Genomic DNA, 22757 nt, shown 5'->3' with positions numbered 1-22757 from the left:
GGCTACTGTCTTATCCTCCCTGCTTCTGGCCTTGATTAACAGGTCATTCATTTTATTGCCCATCTCTTTGACCTGGCCGTAAAACGCATCGAACTGGGCCATCTCTACATCCCCGGACATGGCAGCCTTCTTCGCCGCCTTCTCTTGCTCCTCCATGGAGCGTTTCATAACCTCCACAGCGGCCTCGGCCTGCTTCTGCTTGTCCCGGGCCTTGTCCAGCTTGGCCTGCATCTCGGCAATGGCGTCCGCCCTTGCCTTGTCCACGGCGTCCTGATCCACCACCGTCTCCACGGACACCTCAACCGGACGGGCCTTCAGGTCCGCCAATTCGGCCTCCAGACGGGCAACGTCCTGCATGGCCTGTTCCCGCTCCTCACGGGCCCCAGACAAACGGGCATTGAGCAGCCGCATATCCTCCGCCATCTTATCTCGGGCCTGCTCCGCAGTCCGCTGATCGGCTGCGGCGTGTTCGGCCGCGGCCCGGGCCTCGTCCCGCTCGCGGATTGCTTTGTCCAATTCCCGAGTGCTCATGTCCTCTACATGGTTCTCTTCTACAAATGCCTCCCGCTCCTCCGCAGGAATAGCCAGGAGCTGCAAAGCCTTGGTATAACTCAAATTCCCAAGCGCTTGGGAATTTGCCTCCGGGCCGAATATGGATTGCTGCGGCGCACCGTACTCCTCAAAAATGCGCATCAGGTTGTTGGCCGTGGACTGGGAATAGCCCACCTTCTGCTTGATGTACTCCCCCCACTGCCCATGGGGCAGCATGGCCTTAACCTCCACCAGCCGGCGGCCGATCTCGATGGCGTATCCCAAAAGCATTTGCTGGGCCTGGTGCTGAAGGGTTTGGATCTCCAGCGTCACGGTTTCCACGGTCCGGGGTATGGCTGCTTCGGTCTTGCTGATCACTTCGTTTGTGCTCACTTCCGCATACCTGCCCTTCTATCTTCTTTTCTGGCCGCACGTTCTCTCCGGCGCTGTTCATTGACCCGCTCGCAGTCCGGGCAGTATGCGGCATAGTCCCCTGGGCGGCCAAATTCTCTCATGCACCGCCTGCACCGCGGCTTTCTTGCGGATCCCAGCTTCCTGGCCGTGCAGTCGCAGGCTGTTGTCCGCCAATCCGCGCCCCACTGTCTTACCGCCTCCCGAATCGCACCTTCTATGCTCAGGTGGTTTACCTCCAGGACCCCATAATCCGGGTTCCTGACCTCATAGCGGTACACGGGGCCACACGTTTCCTTGTTGATCATCCCTCGTGCTCCTTTCCGGCCATCCCCTCGACTGGGATGGCCACCCACACTTCCCCATCTATGACCTCGATGGGCATGGCCGGAGCCGGAGTGATGATCTCCACGATCTCCGGGGTGTCAATCGGGGGCAGCTCTACCCCCGGGTGGTACAGGGCCATAGCCAGTACCAGCAAAACAATAATTGATATTCCCGCAACCATTATTGCCCTCACCTCGCAATCACCTCGATCATGATTACGCACAACACAATAAGCACCACCGTAACCACGGCCTTGATCTTCTCTCTGCGCCAGTACCGGCGCTGCTCTCGGGTCATCAGCACATCCCCCTTAATTCCACAAGCCGGCGTGCCACCACGTCGGTGTCGTATTTCTTCATCCGGCCCACCTGCGTGGCCGGAAGGCCCATTGCCTCCACCGCTCTCCGGGCCGAGATCCGCGACCCGTACCCCAGTTCCTCCATGAGGTCTTTCAGGGTCATCATCCCGCCATAGCGATCCCGGAGGATATTCCGCTTGGCTTTGATCTCATTTGCAATAGCGGACGAATTGTGATATACTGCCATTAGTTTCATTCCTTTCTGCCGTCTCCGGGTCTCGCACACCCGGGGGCGGCTGTTTTTTGTCTGTCCCACTCAACCAACTTCTGCTCAGGAAGTAAGGAAGAAACCGGAACGCCCAATGCATTCGCCACCTTGCACAGCATCTGAAGTTTGGGAAGCCTTTTCCCCGCTTCCCACTGGCGGACCGTGATAGACGGAGATCCGATCCGGCCTCCAAGTTCACTTTGCGTCAGGCCATAAAGCTTACGAAGATCCCTTATTTTCCTCCCCACAGTCTTGGAAAAATCATTCGGCGTAAAGCTCACCCCCTTACTGCATATTGTTACTTCCTTTCCCACCTGCACCGTGATACACTGGTCACGAAAGGTGGTGATAATATGTCGAATGTAATAAAGTTCCCAAACCCGTGAGAAAAAGTGGCTCTTTACACAGAATCCAAAATGTATGCCGGTGTCTGTGCTGAAAGCCAAGATTTCCTTGGGAGGCCTGGAATCTGGATCACGGATGCTGTAGTGTGTCCGATTTCTGGTCAGGCCAGGCAGGAAGAGGTCCTTCGTCTTGGGTCGGTGTGTGTCCTGTGGGACAAGGTTGTTGCCGTGAGCTACTCGCCCGAACTTGCTCCGTCAGAATTGCCTGAATAATGTCCGCCAAATTCTTTCGATCTTCCACAGAACTGTGGCCCGAAGCACTGATGGAAACCGTCTTATTCGCCCCCCGGTCTTGCCCGCCGGGGGGTGATAGCTTTTCCAGGGCTGTGGCAATCCGATCAGCCTTTTCATCAATGCGCCGCAGCAGCTCCAATAAAAGCACATCGTATCGGCTCAAAAATTCACCTCCTCACTCATTCCAGTGCTTGATGATCCAAGCAAGGACCACCAGCCCAAAAAGGGCGTTTCGGCTGTTTACATACACCACATCAAGCGCCATGGAACTGGCCCTTTTTGTCTCTCCAGCCCGCTACCAAACGATCGTCTCTATCCTTGTACTCCACAGTGTCATTCTCAGGGTCGTCCAGATCCTTACACATCTGCTCGACCGCTTCTTCATCCAGCGTGGAGAAACAGCCCTTTAATTCCCCGCCAACCCACTTGTATATCACCATTTTCATCACCTCTGTGCTTTTAATGATCCCAGCTTGGGAAGCTATGAGACCAAACGATCTCACCAGCCTTGTTTCGGAATGTGAATGTCATGCCCGGCTCCCACCCGTCATAGGTGTATCGTTTGCCGTCGTGGACGACCTCCAAAACCTCGGCGTCCGAACAGTCGGAAAAGGCATACTGTTTTGCCGCACGGAAAAGCACCTGGTCAAGGTCAAGGCCAGTCAGGTCATCAATGAAGATCTCTCCGGCCTCTTCATACCTGATGTAGCTTTTCAACATTTTTTTCTCCCCTTCACATGGAATTCCAGCCTGAAATTACGAAAGCCATATAGCGGAAAACCTTTTCGCAAATTTCCGGATCCCTTGTCAGTCCATACTGTGCGATCACCATGGCCAAGTCTTGCCCCAGTTCTTTGAATACCTCTGCACCAAGGAGCTTGTCCAATTCATTCCCAAGTCCTTCACCTTGGCTCGGTGTGCGTTCTGTGGGAAGCGGCGTTGTCGGCCTGGGATCCGGGCCGCAAACTTTGATCTCATAAGAAAACTGCTCCTTACCTACCTTGGACCGAAGCCGGTTTTCCTTGGTCAAGGCATCCTTCAGGGCATATACCGCATCTTTGCCCAGGGCCGCAGGCGCCATGATTGTAATGTGATTCGTCCTTTTCTGTGCTGTTCTGATTGTAATCACTTGATTAACACCCTTTCTCATCTGAAATAGCCTGCCGAACATTGACAAAACCATGCTCAAGTGTCCGCATCAGAATCAGTGTCCGAGGCGGGCCGAGGCTTGCCCCATTTACCAATCAGCCTCGTACCCAGCACTTTGAAATCTCCGTCGATCTCTACATCATCGGGAATGATTCTCAACTCAATGGTTGCGCATTCTCCTCCGCCCTGGTGAATCTTCACTTCCTCACAGCACATGGAAAGGTCTACGCCATTAACGATGAGCTTCCCGACAACCCCGTCGGTTGTAAACCGAACCTTTGCCAGTTCCCGGCCCTTATCAGGGCGGGGTTTGTTTTTGTTCATCAATACTCACCCCCTCTCAGCTGGCGTTGTCGGCCTGATAGCTCCGGCTCCAAGGCTTGCCCCCTCCCTCTCGCCATGCTACAATTTATTGGCAAGCCGGGCGAAAGGAGGTGAGCCATTGAAAACCGACAAAGAACTCGCCGTTGAACTCGCTGGGGATTACATTCAGGCCGTCTATTCCAGAGACGATGTTAAGCTCCCCGAACATTCAGACCTAAAGGCCCTACTCAAAGCGTTCTACGATGCTGTCAAGTCTCTTCCCGATGAATAAGCGGGTCGCAGATCTCTTCTAACCGGTCAGCTATCTCGCACATAGCCGCCGACAACTCCGGCAAATTATCCGGCCTGCCTTTGGAAACCTCGGCCAGCAGTTCCAGCTGCTCGCCGAGGATTTTCTTTATCTGCTTTTGCTCCATTTCTCTGCTCACCTCCTCTCAGTTGGTGTTGTCGGACTGGAAAAACAAGAAATCCAGGTCCATCCCAGGGAAAAAGGTGTCTCGGACAGCCTTCGCCTCGGGAAGAGTAAACGGATAACGACCAGAGAGCTTTGCCCGGGTGCTCTTCTCGGTCTTATTGATGACCTTGGAAATAGCAACGGGAGTAACACTGCGGCGGACCATCTCGGCCTGTAAATTTTTAAACACCATATAGCACCTCCTTTCCACCGCGTGCGGTGGTCTATATCAGCACTATACCACCTTGTAAGGAGGGTGTCAAGAACATTTTCCACCTTGCAAGGAAAGTTTTTTCTTGATTTTATGGCTTTGGTGTGGTATTGTAGTAGCCAAGAAAGGAGGAAAACGGGTTGTGGCAAGAGAATTTAAAAAAGATGAAAGCGGCATCTGGGAAAACAACCGCAGAAATCGCCAAAGGTTCAGGAATCCCGGAGCCTACACTTGAAAAATTGTTTGCGGGTGCAACAAAAGACCCTAAACTTCCGACTATGCAGAAGCTAGTCTATTACCTCGGGTATACCTTAGAGGATCTGTGTAGAGGCGAAGAAAATACCCCCACACCATCTGTAGACAGTGTGGGGGTGCTTACCAAAGATGAAGCATCTCGGATTTCTGCTGCAATGGGTCAAATGAATGAAGAAGGCCGAGAGCGCGTGGTGGAATATGCTGAGGATCTGGCCGCCGGTGGCCGCTTTAAAAAACCTAGTGCGGCTGAACTGGGTGAAAAAGAAGCATAACTAATTCTTTTTTCTTATGCAGGAAAGTGAGGTATGCGTGGCATGGCGAAAAATTCTGTTGTTGCCGGCGACTATAAAGGTCGTGGCATTGTGTGTGGAGCAAAAGGCCCCTTTATTAACCTCAAAGGATCAAAGACCATCTTTTTGAATAAGCAAAACATTAAAAGGTATGAGCCTGTCACCAAGGAATCTACCAAAGATGAATCCAGCAGTCTTTCGTTGGAGATCCTTGGCGCAGAACTTTTAAGTTCCATCTGTGCTCTTTCGGAAAGTTCCCAAAAAACAGATGAATTCCTTGTGGCCGTGGAATTTATAGATGAGTCTAAATGTGTCATAAATATAGATAGTCGAACATATCACTGCTTTGTAAATGCAATGCTGGAGGAAATTCCCTCGAAAAGCGGCTCCGCGCCACAAAAGAAAAGCCACACCTTAACCATTGCATTAATTATTGCTGGTGTAGCTATCGTGCTTGGTCTATCATCAATGATTGCTGCTGGAAATTCCCTTTCCAGCACAGATTCTGACGTTAAGCAAGTCTTTGATGCAAAAAGATTCTTGGTGGAAGAAGATGGTGTTGCACGACCCAAAACCATGGAGGAAGTCGTTGCAGACCTTGGTGAACCCCAAAAATCAGAGGATTGGAATTATCAGTTTGGTGCTTCAGAGTATCCGGTGAAATCATTAAGCTATCATGACGGAAATTATGTGTACGATTTTTATGAAGGAACGCTTGCTCGCATACAGATCTTTATCCCTGCAACTTTCAGCAGCAAGGACACGATCCCCCAAATGTACAATTTAGACAGTGGACACGTCGTTGCCGATACACCCGCAGCATACCGCATTGAAAACTGTGGTGTACATGATCTTTGGTGTACATATGGTGATGAAGAAAACACTATTGACATTGCATATATTTCATACACCAATTTTTTTGATGACCCAAATAACCCCGTGATGGTTGAAGCTGGAGTATCCAATACTTCTGAAAACACCTGGCTTGAATTTGATGAAAAAACGTGGCCTGAATTTGTGAATTTATATACCGCTCATAATAACCTCATGAACGCTATGAATGATTTTTCTAACGGAAATATAAGTTCTGCTGACTTTTATCAATATTGTGAAGATTCTAAAGAATATTTTGCTAATATGTCTCTTGCTTTCGATTTTGGAGAATCAGATGAAGAAAAAGCATACTTATCTGCTTTTGAATCAATGGCACTTTCTGACCAAATGGCGGCAGAATCCCTTATGAAATATTTGGACTCACGGAAAACCAGCGATCTTTCCAATGCACAGGAAAACATTCAGAACGCCGTAACAGCTGCAACTACTATCGCATCGAATCGCGGAGCACTTCTAGCAAAAGCTGGGCTTTCTCAGGAAGAGATTCAAGTAAAAATTGAAGAGGATATGTCTGATCTTGGATAAAAATGCCCCGCTCGGTGTTGGCGCACCGGGCGAGGCGAGGGGCAGAAGGTTTTGACAGGGCCATTCTGCCCCTCCATTATACTGGAATGGAATAAACAAAAATATGAAGCAGAACAAAGGAGATGGGTATAGTGGCTAAAAATATGGTCATTGCTGGTGAATATCAAGGTAAGGGAGTTGGAGTATCCTTTGGTCTCCCGTTTATCAACACAAAGATTACAAAACCATTGTATCTTGACAAAGGAACTGTGGAGTCTTACGAGGTAATCACGGAGGAAACCAGGAAGAGTGCTGCTTCTGGTATTGCCCGTGGTATTGTTGGTGGCGCTTTGCTGGGTCCCGTTGGGCTTTTGGCTGGTGGCCTCTCCGCAAAAAACAAGGGAACTGTTACATTGGCCATTCAGTTTAAGGATGGCGGGAAGTCTTTGATTGAGGCTGATGATAAATTTTACAAAGCGCTAATGCAACAGATGTTTTGATAATAAAAATGCCCCGCTCGGTGTTGGCGCACCGGGCGAGGCAAGGGGCAGAGGTTTTGACGGGCCATCTGCCCCTCCATTATACTGGAATGGAGGGTAAAATGCAATACATTCGGAAAACTGCCCGCTACAACGGCAGGAAGTACGAAGCCACGGGGAAGACTGAGCGCGAGGCCATGATGAAGCTGGCCGAAAAGCTGGCGGCCGCAAAGCGGGGCGAGGAGGTCATTGGCGGGTCCATGTCTGTGGACGCATGGTATCATCAATGGAAAGCCACCTACAAGGACCCGGCCGGACTAACCCCAAAATCCCTTGGCATGTATGACGAGAAGTATAGCGGGTACATAAAGCCCATGATCGGCCACATGAAGCTGCGGGACGTGAAGGACATCCACCTGCAGCGGCTGATGAACGGGCAGGCCGGAAAATCCCAGTCCCACGTGGAAAAGCTCCGCCGGGTACTGCGGGAAATGTTCAGTCGGGCTAGGAAAAGCAGACTGATCCCCTACGACCCATCAGAGGATCTACAGCTCCCGGCAACGGTAAAGGGCTCCCACCGGAGCCTCACCGACCTGGAGCGGACTGTTTTGCTCAACGTGGCTGAGACCCACTCCGCAGGCCTCTATATTTTGGCCCTGCTATACACCGGCATGAGGCCCGGCGAGGCGGCAGCTCTGAACTGGGCGGATGTAGACTTCGCACGCAACGAGATCCACATCCATGCCGCTCTGGAAAGTGGGACGGGCCGCATAAAGGGGCCCAAGACGCAGGCCGGCGTGCGGGACATCCCCATTCACGCCGCACTATTGCCCAGGCTTCTGGCGGCCAGGGGCGAGCCCTTTGCACCGGTGTTTACCGGGCGGGAGGGCCGCCGGCTGAACTCCAACAGCCAGTACCGGCAGTGGGCCACGTTCAAGCGGGCCATGGACATCGCCATGGGGGCGGAGGTCTACCGGAACAAGATCACCCGCTCGGTGATCGCTGATGATCTTACCCCCTACTGCCTGCGGCATACCTTTGCCACGGACTGCGCCCGGGCGGGCGTACCTCTGGAAACCGTGCGGTGGCTGCTGGGCCATGAGGACATCTCCACCACCGCCAATATCTATCAACACCGCGATTCCACCACTTTGCACTCCGGAATGGCCCTTCTGGACGGCTCTGGTGGGAAAGGTGGTGGAAACGCAAAACAAGCATAGTGTCTACCTATTGGAGCACAGTCAGTTTCGGTGAAGCAATGAACTGTTTCCCAAGCTGAATATGAGGGTTCGATTCCCTTTACCTGCTCCATAAAGAAAGACACGACGCAGGTCGTGTCTTTCTTTATGAACCTGCCAAAGAAATACAGAATTTTAGACGCTCATCGCCAATTTTACCTGCTGCGATACGGCCAATAGAGAAAGGAACCAAGAAGTTATGCCAGAGCTCTCTATTGCCATCTGTGACGACCTGATTGAGGAACGGATTCATTTGGCCAAACTTATTCAAGCCTACTGCAAAAAATGCGCCTTATCCCCTCAAATCCATCTGTTCTCCAGTGGAGAAGAATTGCTGGAGGCCTTTACCCAGCCGGGACTGTTCCAGATCATTTTTCTGGACATCTACATGCCCGGCATGTCCGGCGTGGATGCCGCTAAAAAAATTCGCGCCATGGACAGCAGCGTATTTCTCTTGTTTGCCACCACCAGCCAGGACCATGGTATGGACAGCTTTCAGGTGCAGGCCTCCGATTACCTGGTCAAGCCCATCCAGGCCGAGGGCGTGGCTCAGGCAATCGACTGGTGCCTGGAGCATATGCCAAAGCCTCTGCGCCAGCTGGCGGTTCTTGTGGAAGGTGAGCAGCGGACCTTTCCTCTGGCCGTGATCCAGTACATTGACGTCTATGGCCACCAATCCAGAATCCACACCAATCAGGAACTGATTGTGACCCGCCGGGGACTGGACGACCTGGAGGCCGCCATTGACAGTCCGGATTTTCTCCGCTGCCATCGGAGCTACCTGGTAAATATGAACTATATCCAGGGTATGGAGGGAAATGATTTCCGCATGTCCGATGGCTCCCTGGTACCGATTGGTTCCACCCACACCACCCAAATCCGCAATTCTTTCATCGACTGGACCTATCTGAAAGCTTGGAAACAGGAATAAATAAGCTAAAAAGGTGCGTCGCCCAACGGGCGTCGCACCTTTTTAGCCGCTTATCGGCCAAACAACCGGGACCAGAAGCCTTTTTTCTTCTTTTCAGGCTCAGGGGCAGGAGCAGGGGCAGGGGCAGGCGTACGCCGGAACCAGCTATAATCGCTGCCGCCCTGATCCTCCATCATGTCCACTCGGTCAATCCCCATATACGAATCGGGGTTCACATGTCTCCAAGAGCCTGTATGCGACCAGCCTGGTCCGCTCTGAGGCAGATCAGCCTGGGTCACATACCGATTGCCCGCTTTGGGAGAAATAGTGGGTGTAGGGGAAGGCGCCGGTGTGTCCCAGCCACCCCCCGCATTGGGAGAGCGCTCCGCCTTCTCTTTCATTTGCCGCTCCTCTGGAGTGCCCAGCGCCATATAGTCGACGCCAGATGGATCATCTGTGCGAAGCCCCTTTGCCCGGCGCCGCGCATGATAGATCGATTGAGTCACCGCACCGGAGGTGGACTTATACTGTTGGAATTCCTCTGGATCAATTCCCGCTTCTTCCAGGGAAACCCAATTATTCTTAAACAAGTCGCTCAGCGGCATGATCTCCAATTCCAACGGCTCCATTTTGGTATAAGCCTTCATAAAGGTCTCGTCATCCTCAGATTCCAAATCCTGCAGCATCTGCGCGGTTGCCGGATCTGAAAACGCCGCGTGCTGACGCTGAAACTCTTTCTTTGCGTAGCCGCCCATTTTCTGCCTGTCTTTCGATTCAAAGGCAGAGTACATCTCCTGCCGGTTCCGGCCGACCTCCGCCTCATCGGCGCCGCCCACCCTGTCCAGATTCCGCTCCACAAATCTTCTCAGATTCGCCTCCGAAATGTTGGCGTGGTTGCCTTCCTGCATGACGGACTGATAGATATTTCCGCGATAATACTTATCCTTGAGAAATTCTTCCCGCTGCGACCTGGCCATCTGGCGGACGCGGGCCGGCTTCTGTTTCTCATACTCTTTGGCGGCCTTCTCCGCCTCTTTCTCCTCCTTGGACTTGCACTGGGCGGGAGCGGAAGCGGAGGACATGGGAGAAATGGACATGGTCTCGCCGCCAAACCCATTCTGGCTCCCCACCTCGGCGGTCAATCCGGAGGCGACCCGGGCTCCCATCACATCGGCCTCGTGTTCCAAACCAACATTCTCCACCACGGGGTAGCCTCCGGCCACCCGGCCCTGGGCCTGCTGCACCACATGGGCCAGCTCATGGCCCAGCACGTCCATACCGGCGCTGCTATCCAACAGGATATCGGTACCTTTGGCTACCGCCTGGACCCCAAGCTCCTCGGGAATATGACCCCGGCTAATACGGATATTGGAAAAATCGGCACTGAAGCCGGGCTCAAACTTCTCCCGCAGAGCAGGAGACATGGGCTGAGGCGCGCCAGCATTGGACATATGAAGCATCTCGTTGGTTGTAATGGGCTGAGTTTGTGGCCGGTTGTCTTTAGCTGGAGCACTTCTCCGCTTTGTCAAATAGCTCTGCATCTGTGATTCCTCCTTCAGAACCGATACACTGCATAAAATTCGGTTTCCTTCCGGGTATCCTTCCCCTGCCGAAGCAGCTTGTCGCACAGGGAAAATCCGCCGCGGTCGATGGCAGAGGTCCACACCTCCGCCTCATCTGGCAGCATTGCCCTGGCCGCGGTAAGCGTCCGGGCAATCAGGGCCGCTGCCGACCACCCGCCCCGGAAGGGCTCCAGCACATACAGCCCCGCAATGTGATAGCCCTCCTCCCGATGGTCGATCAGCAACACACCGGACAGGCAGTCCGTCACCGTGCTGAAGCTGCACAGCTCAGGCACAGGCTCCTTGAGCCACTCCGCATTGGCGTAGGAGGGCAGCTTGTCCCCCTCCACCAATGCCTGATAGGCCAGCTGCACAGGCTCTGGGGCATCCACCGCGCTATAAACCGCCATATTCGCTGGCAGAGACAAATTCACATTGGGAATGTCTCCCAGACGGACAGAAAAGGCAGTAGAGATGGGCTTGGGTGAAGAAAAACCGGCGCGGGTCAAAACGCTGAGGGTCTGTTTCCCCTCTCCCAGCATACTGGGGCTGTACACTGCCTTTATCTCATGAGCTCCGGCTGCCTTCACCTCTCCCAGCAGCCCCCGCAGCAGGTAGGTACCCAGCCCACACAAGCGTGCGGCGGGGTCCACAAAAAGATAGCGTAAGTAATAACTTCCAGCGCTCTGGCTCTCTGCCAAGGCTGCGGCACAGGCCTTGCCATCATATATGGCTCCTACACACACTGTCTCAGGCTTTTTCAGAAGGTGATGAAAGCTTTTGGGTATGTACTGAGAAAAGGCTCCTGAGGGTTCCTGTATCCGAACCAACACCAAGCCTTGCACAAGACTCACCCCTTTTGCAGCCTCTCATGCTGCCATTTTCTTTCCCTCTTATCATTCCATATTATGCTCAGCCGCATTTGTACACCTTGCCCCAGCTTACCCAAATAGAAGTCAATCCCTCCGGCAAACTACGGAGCATTTCTCCACCATACAGTCAGGATAATAGGACTCCTTAGCCTTCCGCAGGCCTTCCAGTCCCATGTCATCTTCCCGGTTCAAATAGCGCACCTCCGGGTAGCGGTCCCGTACCCAGCGGGCAAACTCCCGGTTGATCATGGTATAGGCCCCCTGAATTTCTCCGTAGGCCTTTTCAAAGTGGACATCGAAGGTATCGACGCTGATGGGGCTGCCCATGGTAAAGGCCACTACACGCCCCTCCACCCGCAGTAACAGACCAGACAGTCCCAGCGGCTCATAATAGGCAAATGCCTTTGACATGGCATGGCGTTCATCCATCCGGCTCTGCGCTGTCTCCTCACCATTCTCCCGCTCCTGCCGGTAGAGACGATTCCACTCCAGATCCATTTCGGCACACTCCGCCAGATTGTCTATCGTGATCTCCTCTACCTTCCAGTCGGGATACCGCTCCTCAAATCGATGGATGTGGTTGCGCTTGCTGTGGAGTTTCTTGCCACCCAGTTCCGCCAGCTTCTGGATATCATAGAGATAATCCCACCCATCCCGATCCGGCGTACAGGTATACCGCCCGGGGCGAACCTGCTCCAGCTGCTCCAGCTGCTCCGGCGTGACACATAGCAGGCGGCAGATATCCCCCCGCTCCGCCGCGTCGGCCTCCAAGGCATCCAGCACCGGCTTCAGTGGGCCGCTGCCGGCGGGAAACAGATAGCCGTTGCCCACCCGGCCACACAGACGTTCCAAGACATAGCCATCCATCTGTGCCACCTCTTGCTGAAAGGTTCTGCTCCACAGAAATACCGTGGCAAAGCTATACTCACAGCCTCTGTTGCCGGCAGCGCGGAAGCAAGCGTCAATCCATGGTTTGTCCTCTATTTCAGGGGGATGAAATGCGATCATATTCTTACTCGACTCCTATCCTATCTGGATATTCTTCTTAATGGTCAGGATATTCTTTCCGTCCTCATAGGTGTAGTCCACTGCATCCATACTCTTTTTCACCATCAGAATTCCCAGTCCGCCGATATCCCGTTCTTCTGCCGACAGGGTAATGTCGGCATCTGGCTTTTTCAGCGGGTTAAAGGGCTTTCCGTTGTCCAGAAATTGGATGGTCACCTGCAGCGGCTCCCCTCCCACACAGCAGCGTACAGTGGCCTCTCCGTTTTCCTCAGGATAGGCGTAGTGGGCAATATTGACAAAAATCTCTTCAACCGCCACATCCAGCTGGAATTTTACCTTGGCTGGACACTCGTGGAGCTCCAGCTGCTCTGCCACAAAGGCCTGTACCGGTTCCAACTGCTCCAGGGTAGCCGGAAAAATCCGTTCAGCCATCTGTTCCATCTCCTCTTTTCAGATATTCCAAACCCAGCATGGTAATGTCGTCAAACTGCTCTGCTTCCCCAACAAAGCTATCAATGCAGCCCTTGATCTTGGACAGCATCTGGCCTACCGGCAGCATCGGCTGTTCATTCAGCGCCGTCTGGAGCCGTTCCTCTCCAAAGAGCTGCTGATGGGCATCGGTGGCCTCGGTAACGCCGTCGGTATACAGGTACAGCACATCTCCGGGAGCCAGCTCCATCTCATTCTCCCGATAGCGCACGCCCTCCATGCCAGCCAGTACAAAGCCGGGCCGGGATTTCAGCCATTCAAAGCTGCCCCCCGCCCGCCGGAGCAAAGGCGGATTGTGGCCAGCGTTTACATATACAAAGTGTCCCGTACTGATCTGCAGAATGCCCATCCACGCTGTCACGAAGAGACCGGCATCATTCCCCTCACAGAGCTGCTCATTGGTGTTGGTAAATACCTCTCCCGGCGCCTCCTTGTTTTGCGCGTGGTTCTTGATCAGGGTCTTGGCAATCACCATAAAGAGGGCCGCCGGAACGCCCTTGCCGGACACGTCGGCAATGACCACCGCCAGGTGATCGTCGTCCACCAGAAAGAAGTCATAGAAGTCTCCTCCCACCTCCTTGGCAGGGTTCATGGTGGCATAAATGTCAAACTCCTGCCGCTCCGGGAAGGCGGGGAAAATCCGGGGCAGCATATCCGCCTGGATCTGGGTCGCCACGTTCAGCTCCGCTCCGATGCGCTCCTTTTCCGCTGTGATCTTCATGAAGCTGCGGATATAGGAGATCATGTCCTCCTCCATTTTCCGGAAAGAGTTCGCCAGCTCCTCTACCTCGTCCCCCGTCCTGATCTCAGGCACGTTGACAGTGGCCGTCCCCGCCGCCAGCTCAGCTTCATTGTTCTGGATAAAGGCCCCCGTAGCCTGAGTGAGCTGATCAATTGGCTGGATCACTTTCCGCCGCAGGATCGTCAGAAACAACACGATAAAGGCCACAGTCAGGGCAACCAGCAGCACCACCAGCGTGATGAGGAAGGTCTGACTGGTGTGCATCACATCATACATGCTGATGTCTGCCATGACATAGCCCGCCATGGTTCCATCCTCATGGAGCACCGGAACCATCGCCGTCATCAGCCAGCCAAACCCGGCATCCGGCTGTATGATAGGCTCCACCTCTTCTCCGGCCAACAGCTTGTCCAGATTATCCGCAAAGCCGCCCACCAGATCCACGTAGGTACCCAGCGCACAGTAGCCGCCGTCATAATACTCGCCGCCTTCCCCCACTTCCATGTCGGAATCAAAGAGGAAGGTGACGCCCACCCCGTTGGGGCGCACCACGTAGAGATATTCCACGTTATTGCTGGCCACCAGGTCCTGAATGAACTGCTGAGTCTTGTAGTAATTCTCGTCCATTTCCCCCGTCTCATAGTAGTAGTCCAGTTCGTCCGCATCCAACTGACTTGCCAGCGTACGCACCAGATTAGTACCCAGCTCTTTGTAGTAACGGGTCATGGTAGAACTGAAAATACGGTAGCTCACCAGAATGGCTACCAGACTCAAAGCCACACTCAGAAACACGATCATGGCCGTGAGCTTTTTGCCCAGAGAAAATTTCACTTTCTGTTTCATACACGCTTCTCTCTTTCCAATGTTCCTGTTCCTTCCAATTGCTTCACCACGGTAACTGTATCCATGGTGCCGTCGCTTTCAAAGAGAACCCGACTGCAGTTCTGGACAATAAATTCAGCCGCATGCTTCGAGGCTTCGTCCTGAAGCTCTTCCAACGGACTGAGTCCGCCAAATCCCCCCTTCAGGCGGAGGATGGCCTGCCCCTCCCCCTGCGGAATGGCACACTCCGCCATCAGACGGCTGTCCGAATCGGCACGGCGGCAGCACAGGGTAAACAGCTCGTCCGCCAGCACCAGCATCCGCGCCATCTGTCCGCCCTGGAGCTGATTGGCCTCCAGCTGGCCCCGGAGAAACTCCATCAGCCGGGCGCTGCCCCTGGCATCAGGCGTCAGGACACAGTGGGCCTGGGCCCGGTCCCGGCGGCGGTATTCCATTGCCAGAAGGACATATCCGTTGATATCCTCCACCCGTCGGGCATAGACCTTGCCCGCGTCGCTGACGCCCTGCAGCTGCCGCTCCAGCTCCGCCTGGCGGCTCCGGCTTTCATTCAGAGCCAGACGAAGCTGCTCGGCTGCAAAGGGCCTTCCATCCCGGCCTGTGATACTGTCCAGCCCGGCTGTGTGGAAGAGAATCCGGTCACCCTGGCGCAGTTCCACCTCCATGGTCTGATAAACCACGTTTTCATTCTGGCCAAGAGGCGCATAAGGGAGAACGCCCATCCACTGATACTGGTCCTGACTGCGCATCAGCAGCGGATCACTCTGGCCGGCGTTGATGCAGGAGAAGTGTCCGGTGATGCCGTCCAGCACACCCACCAGTACATTCAGGCTCAGCTCCCCGCTCATCTCGTACAGCTGCTGATTGGCGGCGGTCATGGCCTCAGCCAGGGGCAGACCGGAGCGCATCTGGCTCTTGATCGTGGCCTGGGCCATGGCGGTATACAGCACCTGGGGGATTCCTCCGCCCGGCACCTCGCCCACCAGCACGCACAGCCTGTCCTGGTCCAGCAGGAAGTAGTCATAAAAGCAGCAGGACAGCTCATGCCCCTGATAGATCTGTCCCCGGATGGCGAAGGGATAACCTTCCTTCCGCTCCGGCAGCTCTCTGGGCAGCATGGATATGTTGAGCTGGTTGGCCAGCTGAAGCTCGCTCTCCAGCCGCTGCTCCCGCAGGGCCAGCTCCTGCTGCTCCTGGTTGTTCAGCTCGATCTCCGCCAGCATCATGCGGAAGGCATCCGCCAGGGTACGCAGCTCATCATTGCTCTTGATCTTCACCTGGCTGAAGGCCCGCTTGTTTTCGCCGCCCTCGTAGCCCTGGGCGGCGGCGGTCAGCTCCTGAACGGGGCGGATAAAGCTTCGCCGGATCACCAGTAGATAGACCCCGGCAAAAACCACGGTCAGCGCCGCCAGCAGGCCGCCGCTGTACAGCAGGAAGTGCTGCTGCTCCTGTACCACTTCGTTCATGCTGATATCCGCCATGACATAACCAGCCACACTGCCGTCCTCATGGAGCACCGGAGTCATGGAGGTCATCAGCCAGCCGTAGCTGGGGTCCTTCTGGACGATGGGCCCCACCTCCTGGCCGTCCAGCAGCTTATCCAGATTGTCTGCAAAGCCGCCCAGCAGATCGGTATAGGTACCCAGAGCGCAGTATCCACCGGAGAGATAGTCGCCGTTCTCCCCTGCCTCCATATCTGAGTCAAAAAGGAAGGTTACGCCTATCCCGTGAGGACGCACCACATAGAGGTACTGCACGCCGTTGCTTTCCACCAGATCGGCAATGAAGCGCTGAATTTCATAATAGCGGTCATCCATTTCCAGGGTCTCATAGTAGCGGTCCAGATCCTCCGCCTCCAGCTGGCTGGCCAGGGTTGCCACCACGTTGTGGCCCAGCTGCTCATAAAACGCCATGGTACGCCGCTGATAGGTCTGGTAGCTGACGAAGAGCGCGGTGGCGCAGAGAATGACACTCATTGCCAGGATCATAACCACAATTTTCTTCCCCAGGGTAAACCGCATCTTCTTCAAGTTCGCCCCGCCTCCTCTCTCTTTTTACGACCTATACCCGGACCACCAGAGTATTGAAGCCCGCGTACCGACGGTAGAAGAATTCCTTCGCTTTGCTCTTGATCATCTTGACGCCAATGATGTCCAGACCCGTGCCCTCCTCCAGACTGATGGCGTCGGTGTTCAGCTCAAAGGGATTGAACTCCTTGGCGTTATCCCGCACATGGAGCGTCACGGTCCCGTCCTCATGGGGCACGATGGTCAGCTGGATATAGCCGTCGTTGGAGGAAAAGGCGTGGCTCATGATCACCCCGCATACCTCCTCCACCGCGATGGTGGCGAAATAGATCTGGGTGGGGTTGGCGTCCATTCGCTCCAGATAGGCGGACACATCCTGCTCCACTGCCCCCAGATCGGCCTCCCTGCTGTCCAGGAAGGCGCTGTAAATCTTGCTGTCATCCTCATTCAGATAGGTCCAGGAGCCCTTTCTCCAGTTGTAGATGCAGAGCACCAACAGCGTGGCCACCTCCATGCAGGGGTAGGTCCACCAGAACAGCATGACGCCGCCCCGGCTGAGGAGCAGGCTGAACAGCAGGAAAAACACAAAGGAACGCAGCGTAAACAGCAGATAGCTGGTAAATTCCTCTCCAAGGGCCTGGTAATAATAGGTCATTACCATATTAACTCCAGAGGGAAGGACACACAGCGCGTAGATCCGGATGGCCACGCTTCCCATGGCCAGCTCCTCCGCCGTCCGCAGACCGAAAGCGAAGCAGACCCATTGCGGGATAGCCACCAGCAACGCAATCACAATGATACTCATAACCGCTGCCACCAGAAATGCCTGCCGCAGGGTACAGCGCACATTGGATTTGTTGCACTCGCCATGGAAGGTACTCACCATGGGCTGCAGCGCCATACTGATGGCGTCGTACACCGACGCCGCCACCAGCGCCACGTTGAACACGATGCCGAATACCGCCACCCCCAGCTCTCCGCTGATGGTCATCAGTAGCCGGTTGCACACCAGGATGGTGACAAACTGGAAGATGTACTGGATGGAGGTGGCAAAACCAGTCCGGAAGGAGAGGGCCACGGTCTGGGGCTGAAATTTAGGCCAGGTAAACCGCAGGCAACCCTTTTTCCGGATAAAATGGGTCACGCTGATGACCAGCATCACCGCCGCGCCCAGGCCGGTGGAGTACACCGAGCCCGCCACGCCCATGTCCATCAGCACTACGAACACATAGTTGAACACAATGTCGATGGTATTGCTGGTGACCAGAGCTATCGCCGCCAGCTTGGGGTTATTGTCACAGTTGATGAAATAATAGAAGGGGCCTTGGCAGAACATCACCGGCACCAGGAGCAGCTGGGCCCGCACCAGGGCCTCGCAGTTCTCCCACACCTCGGTTCCTGGCGTACCGGCGCCCAGGAAGGTGAGCACCTGAGGCAGGAAAATCAACCCCAGAATACACAGCAGGATATTGGTAAACAGGTCTGCCCGGAGGACATTGCCGAAGATCCGGTTGCCCTCCTCTTCCTTCCCCTCGCTCAGGGCGTTTGCGTAATGGATCGAGCCGCCGATGGACAAAGAGTAGCTGATGGTATTGAACAGCATATACACCGGCTGGCCGATGCTGATGGCGGTCAGGCCCACCGCTCCCACGGTATTTCCGACAAAAACGCAGTCGGCCAGTCCACCGATAGCCAGCCCCAGACAGGAGCAGAGGCTGGGCAAAAAGAAATTATAAAACGCTTTGCGGACAAATATGTTCTCCCGCGCGGATGCACCAATCACAATCTCTCACTCATTTCTCAATCACTGAATATCCAGAATGTCCACAAACCCGGTGATCTCAAAGACCTCCATAATATCCGGGCAGACATGGGTCACCGTCATATGTCCCTGCTTGTTCATCCGCTTCTGCGCGGCCAGTACCACCCGCAGTCCCGCGGAGGAGAGGTAGAGCAGCTGCTCCATATCCAGCACCAGCTGCTTTACACCGTCCAGGCTGGCGTTCAGCTCCGCCTCCAGCTCAGGCGCGGTGGAGGTATCCAGCCGCCCCTCCAGGGCAATGGTCAGCTTATCTCCATCTGTGTGTTTGGTAATGGTCATTTTTGTTTCCTCCTAATGATATGTTGTCTCTATTCATCCAGCAGGTCTGCGTATTCCCGCAATTCCTCCCGGACCACCACAATTTCATTTTTCTTCATCTCACCCACAGCCGCCCGCAGCAGGTGGGCCATGCCGATGGGTTGATTTTCCAGAGCCGCCAGAAAGGCGGCGGAGAGGACGATATTTTTGATATGTCCGCCGGAGAGCTGAAATTTTTCCGCCAGGAACGTCCAGTCCACGTCGTCGGACACCGGCGCCTGAGGGGGCATGGTGCGGCGGTAGATCTCCTCCCGCATGGCCGCGTCCGGAAAGGGAAAATGGACCACATAGGTAATGCGGCGCATAAAGGCCGCGTCGATGTTGCCGATCAGGTTGGTGGCCATGATACAAACCCCGTCGTGCTCCTCCACCTGCTGGAGCAGGTAGGCCACCTCCACATTGGCGTTGCGGTCGTGGGCGTCCTTTACTTCGCTGCGTTTGCCGAAAATGGCGTCGCACTCGTCGAAAAACAGCACGCAGTTGGACCGCTTGGCCTCGTTAAACACCGCCTGGAGGTTTTTTTCCGTCTCGCCGATGTACTTGCTGACAATCTGGGAGATGTTGATTTTGTACATCTCCATATTCAGCTCGTTGGCAATGACCTGAGCGCACATGGTCTTGCCGGTACCGGGGGCTCCGGCAAACAGAATGGACAGGCCCCGGCCATAGGTGATCTTCTTGTCAAAGCCCCAATCGTAATATACCTTGTGCTGAAATTTGATGTGGCTGCAGGCGTGCTGGAGCAGCCGCTTCTGCTCCTGGGGCATCACCACATCGTCCCAGCCAAAGGCGGGGCGCACCCGGCTGGCCAAATCTCCCAGCTTATGGACCACCTGGCGGTAACAGCACTGGTGCATCTCCCGGCTGGTTACCGTGGTCCGGCCGTCCAATCCGGCCTGACCCACCGCCTGGCGGCAGGCCAGCTCTACCTGACGGGGAGAAAAGCGGAACTTGGAGGCCAGCTCCTCCACCGTCAGTCCGTCCTCCAACGAGGTCTCCCCCAGGAACGCCCGGAACAGGGCCATCCGCTCCTCTTCCGTAGTGGCGGGCACCTCCAGTTCGATGGACAGCCGGCTCAGCTGGGCCCGGATGGGCAGCTGAGAGAGGAAAAACACCTTTTCTCCAGGCAGCTCCAGCCCCAGAATAGCCTGTAGGAGCTTTTCCTCCGGCGGCTGCTGTCTGTCCTCGGAATCCTGCCGCTCCATGTGGGTACAGCACAAACAGGCCCCGGTGAGGCGGGCGATCAGCACGGCCTCCCGGGCCCGCTCCTCCTGCTGGTCGCAGTCCAGGGAGGCAAACACGCACCGCCGGCCTGTGCGGGCCATCAGGTGCTCTACCTGAAAGCGTTTGCCCGCCCCCGGGCCGCCGGACAGGCAGATCACCTGCTCCCCCGGCTCCCCGAACAGCAAATCCAGCTGCCGGGCCAGCTCCTGGCCGATGACCAGAGGGCCACCGGGCCGCTCCGCCGCCCCGTCAAAGAGCCGCAGGCCGGGGAGCGGAGCCACCGTCCCGGTGCTGAGAAACTCCAGCACCGAGGGGCGCAGCACCAGCTGTCCCGCCGTCAGCCGCTCCCCATCAAACAGGGCGGTAAAGGCGTCCCGGCGGGAGAAGCGGGAGAGGTACTCCTCCATGGTATGCTCCAGCGGGAGAAAGAGCTGTACCGCCAGAGACGTGGTGGGGGCTTTTTTGGTAATGTCATCCTGCAGATAGGCAAAGAGTTTCTCATATTTCTTGTCCAGCACCCCGGCATAGGCCAACACCACACAGTTGGCCTCAAACTCGTCCAAAGCGCACCGGCGGAGCAGCTGATTTAAGGGAAATTCCTGCTCTGTCCGGCTCAGGCGGGCCTGGATCGTGCTGTGGGATGCCTCCAGCTGGGCCGCCTCGCCTCCCTCCAGCTGGGCGTTCAGTCCCAGCTGGGCCGCCTTCACCAGATTATGCTCAAACTCCTCCCGGCTGACCACCAAACCCAGCATGTTGCGCATATCATTTTTGGGGCCAAGCCATTGGTGGTGCTGATAAAAGAAATAAATCCGCAGGTCCAGCCAGGCAAACAGATCGTCCATCAGCTCCCACTGGCTTTCGTATCCCCGGCTCATCCGCTCATAGGCTACGTCCCGCAGGTCGTATTCCTCCATGGCGCTCCTCCTTCCTGCCACGCTGGTACTCAGGGGGTGGTGACAGTGATGGCGGGCGTCATCAGGGGCTGGATCACCCCGCCATAGCTGCATATCAGCCTGCTGTTGTTATTCAGCAGCGGCTTGCCGCACACCATTATGGTGGGACAGCCGGGCACCCAGCTCACCGTGGCAGGCAGGCAGGGGGCCGGCGTAGGCGTCCCCAGCGCCGCTGCCGTGGCCGCCGCCACCGCCGGATTGGCCGGATTGGTACACATACCAAAGGTTGGGATATTGCTCATGGGCGCCCCGTCCATAATGGTGGCCGCCGGCATACCGCCCATAGTGACCGTCATCTGACTGGTCACCATCATCATAGCCGGAGTCATACCAAAAGAACAGGTACACTGCGCCGTTTGAACCATTGGATTTGCCATAGTCGTTCTCCTTTCAGAGGGGGATGGTCTGCCGATTCTCCCCTTCCTCCAGCTTCAGGCTGGCCAAAAGGCCGGCCTCCTCGGCATACACCTCTACGGTGCAGGCCGCCCGGAACACCGCCGCCAGCTTTCCGTCCGCCCCGGTGTGATACCGCTGGGCGGGCAGCAGCAGCTTGCCCCGGCTGTGGGTGTGGCGGAGGGGCGTGGTGAGCGTGCCCATCTCCCGCGCAAAAGACCGCAGACCCACAATCTCACTGTTTGTTCCGTCCACAATCAGATAGGCGCCCATGGGGGCCGTCTCCTCCGGGCCCTTGCAGTAGAGCCGCAGCTGCTCCTCTCCCGCCTCCGCCTTGGTCTGGGCCAGCTTCAGCTCAAACAGGCCGGAGGGGGCCAGCCAGAGCTGCCGTCCGGCGGCGGAGTGTCCCGCCGCCTCCACCATCAGCTCCAGCCGGGTAATGGTCTGCCGGAAGGGATAACCGGCCCCCGGCTTCATGGTAATATCCAGCTCTCGGGTCCCCCCGTCAGCCTGGAACTCCACCCATTCCTCCTGATATCCCCTGCAGCACAGGGCCAGCCGGTGCCGGCCGGGCGACAGGTTGAGCAGTACCAGATAGCCCCCTTGTTTGGCAACGGGACGGCAGGACACGCCATCCAGTGTGCAGCTCAGCGCGGAACCCTCCAGAGGCTTTCCGGTATAGCCGTCCACCACCCGGCAGACGGCGCTGGCATGAATGGAGATCATGCCCCTCCCCCTCTCTGCATCTGCTCGGTGGAGATAGACACATCGGTAACCCGGGTGAACCGGCGCTCCTTCCGGGAGTCGATCTCAATGCCCGACAGCAGCACCACAAAGGACAGCTTATAAGCGGTAGAGGTGTTGTTCCAGATCTTCAGCAGCTGGTCCTGGGGCGTCTTCTCCAGCACCACCCGGATGGTGGCGTTCTGTTCCGCCAGGGAACCGCCCAGATACTGGGAATCAATAACCGGGTGGTCTTTCAACACCTGGAGCGCCGCCCCGATCATCCGGTACTGGTCGGCCTCTTTCAGCTGGGCGGGCGCCTTGGAGTGAGCGGTGACCAGAAAGCGGATGTTGTACTGGGTGGGCCGCATCCGCTCCACATTCTCGCTGACCCGGTAGTAACCGCTTTGCCCTCCCTGGGTATCCTCCTCCACCTGATAGAGGTAGAGGGTCAGCTGGTTGTTTTCACTCTCATGCGGGGAGCACAGGGAAATCAGCTCCCGGTTGGCGATGGGTTCCGGGGTCAGATTGTCCCGGAGCATCTCCACCAGAGCGTTGCCCGCCTCCACCAGAGCGGTATAGTCTGCCATATGCGCGCTCCTT

General features: G+C 55.8%; 28 protein-coding genes. 6 read left to right on the top strand and 22 right to left on the bottom strand.

All coding sequences use genetic code 11. The features are described from left to right. The 8 genes from B5F88_RS10460 to B5F88_RS10415 all read right to left on the bottom strand — a co-directional run. Window positions 1-924 (bottom strand): DUF3102 domain-containing protein (locus tag B5F88_RS10460; RefSeq protein ID WP_087345505.1); only part of this gene is annotated, 924 nt, incomplete at its 3' end. 322 nt (window positions 925-1246) lie between these two features. Beyond that, complete coding sequence (locus B5F88_RS10450; RefSeq protein WP_087345499.1) at window positions 1247-1450, bottom strand: hypothetical protein; 204 nt, start codon at window positions 1448-1450, stop codon at window positions 1247-1249. 115 nt (window positions 1451-1565) lie between these two features. Then, complete coding sequence (locus B5F88_RS10445; protein WP_087345496.1) at window positions 1566-1814, bottom strand: hypothetical protein; 249 nt, start codon at window positions 1812-1814, stop codon at window positions 1566-1568. A gap of 495 nt (window positions 1815-2309) precedes the next feature. Then, window positions 2310-2636, bottom strand: coding sequence for a hypothetical protein (locus B5F88_RS10435; RefSeq protein ID WP_087345490.1), 327 nt, complete (start codon window positions 2634-2636; stop codon window positions 2310-2312). Between the two features lie 91 nt (window positions 2637-2727). Beyond that, window positions 2728-2913, bottom strand: a complete 186-nt coding sequence (locus B5F88_RS10430; RefSeq protein ID WP_087345486.1) for a hypothetical protein — start codon at window positions 2911-2913, stop codon at window positions 2728-2730. A 19-nt stretch (window positions 2914-2932) separates the two neighbouring features. Continuing rightward, window positions 2933-3193, bottom strand: coding sequence for a hypothetical protein (locus B5F88_RS10425; RefSeq protein ID WP_087345482.1), 261 nt, complete (start codon window positions 3191-3193; stop codon window positions 2933-2935). Window positions 3194-3206: 13 nt separating this feature from the next. Then, window positions 3207-3623 (bottom strand): hypothetical protein, encoded by a 417-nt coding sequence (locus tag B5F88_RS10420; protein WP_140402090.1) that lies wholly within the window; start codon window positions 3621-3623, stop codon window positions 3207-3209. Window positions 3624-3658: 35 nt separating this feature from the next. Beyond that, window positions 3659-3946, bottom strand: a complete 288-nt coding sequence (locus B5F88_RS10415) for a hypothetical protein (RefSeq protein ID WP_087345475.1) — start codon at window positions 3944-3946, stop codon at window positions 3659-3661. A gap of 118 nt (window positions 3947-4064) precedes the next feature. On the opposite strand from B5F88_RS10415, the gene B5F88_RS20670 reads away from it, so the two are divergent. Continuing rightward, on the top strand, window positions 4065-4217 hold the full coding sequence (locus B5F88_RS20670) for a hypothetical protein (protein ID WP_162612164.1): 153 nt from the start codon (window positions 4065-4067) through the stop codon (window positions 4215-4217). Here the strand turns inward: B5F88_RS20670 and B5F88_RS20665 are convergent. Together B5F88_RS20665 and B5F88_RS10410 are read right to left on the bottom strand one after the other, a co-directional pair. After that, complete coding sequence (locus tag B5F88_RS20665; protein ID WP_162612163.1) at window positions 4195-4362, bottom strand: hypothetical protein; 168 nt, start codon at window positions 4360-4362, stop codon at window positions 4195-4197. The genes B5F88_RS20670 and B5F88_RS20665 overlap by 23 nt on opposite strands. Window positions 4363-4380: 18 nt before the next feature. Further along, the gene (locus tag B5F88_RS10410) at window positions 4381-4593 is read right to left on the bottom strand and encodes a hypothetical protein (RefSeq protein WP_087345472.1); all 213 of its coding nucleotides are present in this window, start codon (window positions 4591-4593) and stop codon (window positions 4381-4383) included. Between the two features lie 158 nt (window positions 4594-4751). Between B5F88_RS10410 and B5F88_RS10405 the strand changes: the two genes are divergently transcribed. From B5F88_RS10405 to B5F88_RS10385, 5 genes are all read left to right on the top strand, one after another. Then, entirely contained in the window at window positions 4752-5138 is a 387-nt protein-coding gene (locus B5F88_RS10405) for a helix-turn-helix transcriptional regulator (RefSeq protein WP_087345468.1), read from the top strand. A 33-nt stretch (window positions 5139-5171) separates the two neighbouring features. Continuing rightward, a complete protein-coding gene (locus B5F88_RS10400) occupies window positions 5172-6575 on the top strand; it encodes a hypothetical protein (protein WP_087345465.1) in 1404 nt (467 codons plus the stop codon). A gap of 122 nt (window positions 6576-6697) precedes the next feature. Further along, window positions 6698-7054, top strand: coding sequence for a hypothetical protein (locus B5F88_RS10395; protein WP_087345462.1), 357 nt, complete (start codon window positions 6698-6700; stop codon window positions 7052-7054). A gap of 101 nt (window positions 7055-7155) precedes the next feature. After that, window positions 7156-8253 (top strand): site-specific integrase, encoded by a 1098-nt coding sequence (locus B5F88_RS10390; protein WP_162612162.1) that lies wholly within the window; start codon window positions 7156-7158, stop codon window positions 8251-8253. 217 nt (window positions 8254-8470) lie between these two features. Continuing rightward, window positions 8471-9202, top strand: a complete 732-nt coding sequence (locus tag B5F88_RS10385) for a LytTR family DNA-binding domain-containing protein (protein ID WP_087345456.1) — start codon at window positions 8471-8473, stop codon at window positions 9200-9202. Window positions 9203-9252: 50 nt separating this feature from the next. Here B5F88_RS10385 and B5F88_RS10380 read toward each other — a convergent pair whose 3' ends face one another. The 12 genes from B5F88_RS10380 to B5F88_RS10325 form a co-directional block, all read right to left on the bottom strand. Next, on the bottom strand, window positions 9253-10632 hold the full coding sequence (locus tag B5F88_RS10380) for a DUF4157 domain-containing protein (RefSeq protein WP_204246223.1): 1380 nt from the start codon (window positions 10630-10632) through the stop codon (window positions 9253-9255). Between the two features lie 104 nt (window positions 10633-10736). Further along, window positions 10737-11576: a GNAT family N-acetyltransferase gene (locus tag B5F88_RS10375; protein WP_275532931.1), complete on the bottom strand. Its 840-nt coding sequence runs from the start codon at window positions 11574-11576 to the stop codon at window positions 10737-10739. Window positions 11577-11699: 123 nt separating this feature from the next. Further along, on the bottom strand, window positions 11700-12623 hold the full coding sequence (locus tag B5F88_RS10370) for a phosphatidylglycerol lysyltransferase domain-containing protein (protein WP_087345446.1): 924 nt from the start codon (window positions 12621-12623) through the stop codon (window positions 11700-11702). A gap of 15 nt (window positions 12624-12638) precedes the next feature. Further along, entirely contained in the window at window positions 12639-13055 is a 417-nt protein-coding gene (locus B5F88_RS10365; RefSeq protein ID WP_087345443.1) for an ATP-binding protein, read from the bottom strand. Further along, entirely contained in the window at window positions 13048-14697 is a 1650-nt protein-coding gene (locus B5F88_RS10360) for a SpoIIE family protein phosphatase (protein WP_087345440.1), read from the bottom strand. The genes B5F88_RS10365 and B5F88_RS10360 overlap by 8 nt, the downstream gene beginning before the upstream one ends. Then, window positions 14694-16715, bottom strand: a complete 2022-nt coding sequence (locus B5F88_RS10355) for a SpoIIE family protein phosphatase (protein ID WP_242959728.1) — start codon at window positions 16713-16715, stop codon at window positions 14694-14696. Before B5F88_RS10355 ends, B5F88_RS10360 begins: the two co-directional genes overlap by 4 nt. 40 nt (window positions 16716-16755) lie before the next feature. Beyond that, complete coding sequence (locus B5F88_RS10350; protein WP_087345434.1) at window positions 16756-18504, bottom strand: MATE family efflux transporter; 1749 nt, start codon at window positions 18502-18504, stop codon at window positions 16756-16758. Window positions 18505-18525: 21 nt separating this feature from the next. Further along, window positions 18526-18822, bottom strand: a complete 297-nt coding sequence (locus tag B5F88_RS10345) for an STAS domain-containing protein (RefSeq protein ID WP_087345431.1) — start codon at window positions 18820-18822, stop codon at window positions 18526-18528. Window positions 18823-18851: 29 nt separating this feature from the next. Next, window positions 18852-20999, bottom strand: a complete 2148-nt coding sequence (locus tag B5F88_RS21375) for an ATP-binding protein (protein WP_162612160.1) — start codon at window positions 20997-20999, stop codon at window positions 18852-18854. A gap of 29 nt (window positions 21000-21028) precedes the next feature. Continuing rightward, on the bottom strand, window positions 21029-21415 hold the full coding sequence (locus tag B5F88_RS10335) for a DUF4280 domain-containing protein (protein ID WP_087345425.1): 387 nt from the start codon (window positions 21413-21415) through the stop codon (window positions 21029-21031). Window positions 21416-21428: 13 nt separating this feature from the next. Next, window positions 21429-22157 (bottom strand): hypothetical protein, encoded by a 729-nt coding sequence (locus tag B5F88_RS10330; protein WP_087345422.1) that lies wholly within the window; start codon window positions 22155-22157, stop codon window positions 21429-21431. Then, a complete protein-coding gene (locus tag B5F88_RS10325; protein WP_087345419.1) occupies window positions 22154-22744 on the bottom strand; it encodes a DUF4255 domain-containing protein in 591 nt (196 codons plus the stop codon). The genes B5F88_RS10330 and B5F88_RS10325 overlap by 4 nt, the downstream gene beginning before the upstream one ends. Between the last annotated feature and the right edge of the window lie 13 nt (window positions 22745-22757).

Origin of the sequence: Flavonifractor sp. An306, from assembly GCF_002159455.1 — a bacterium.
GTDB lineage: Bacteria > Bacillota > Clostridia > Oscillospirales > Oscillospiraceae > Flavonifractor.
Note: the sequence above shows the minus strand (reverse complement) of the source record. Positions and strands in the feature narration are given on the sequence as shown.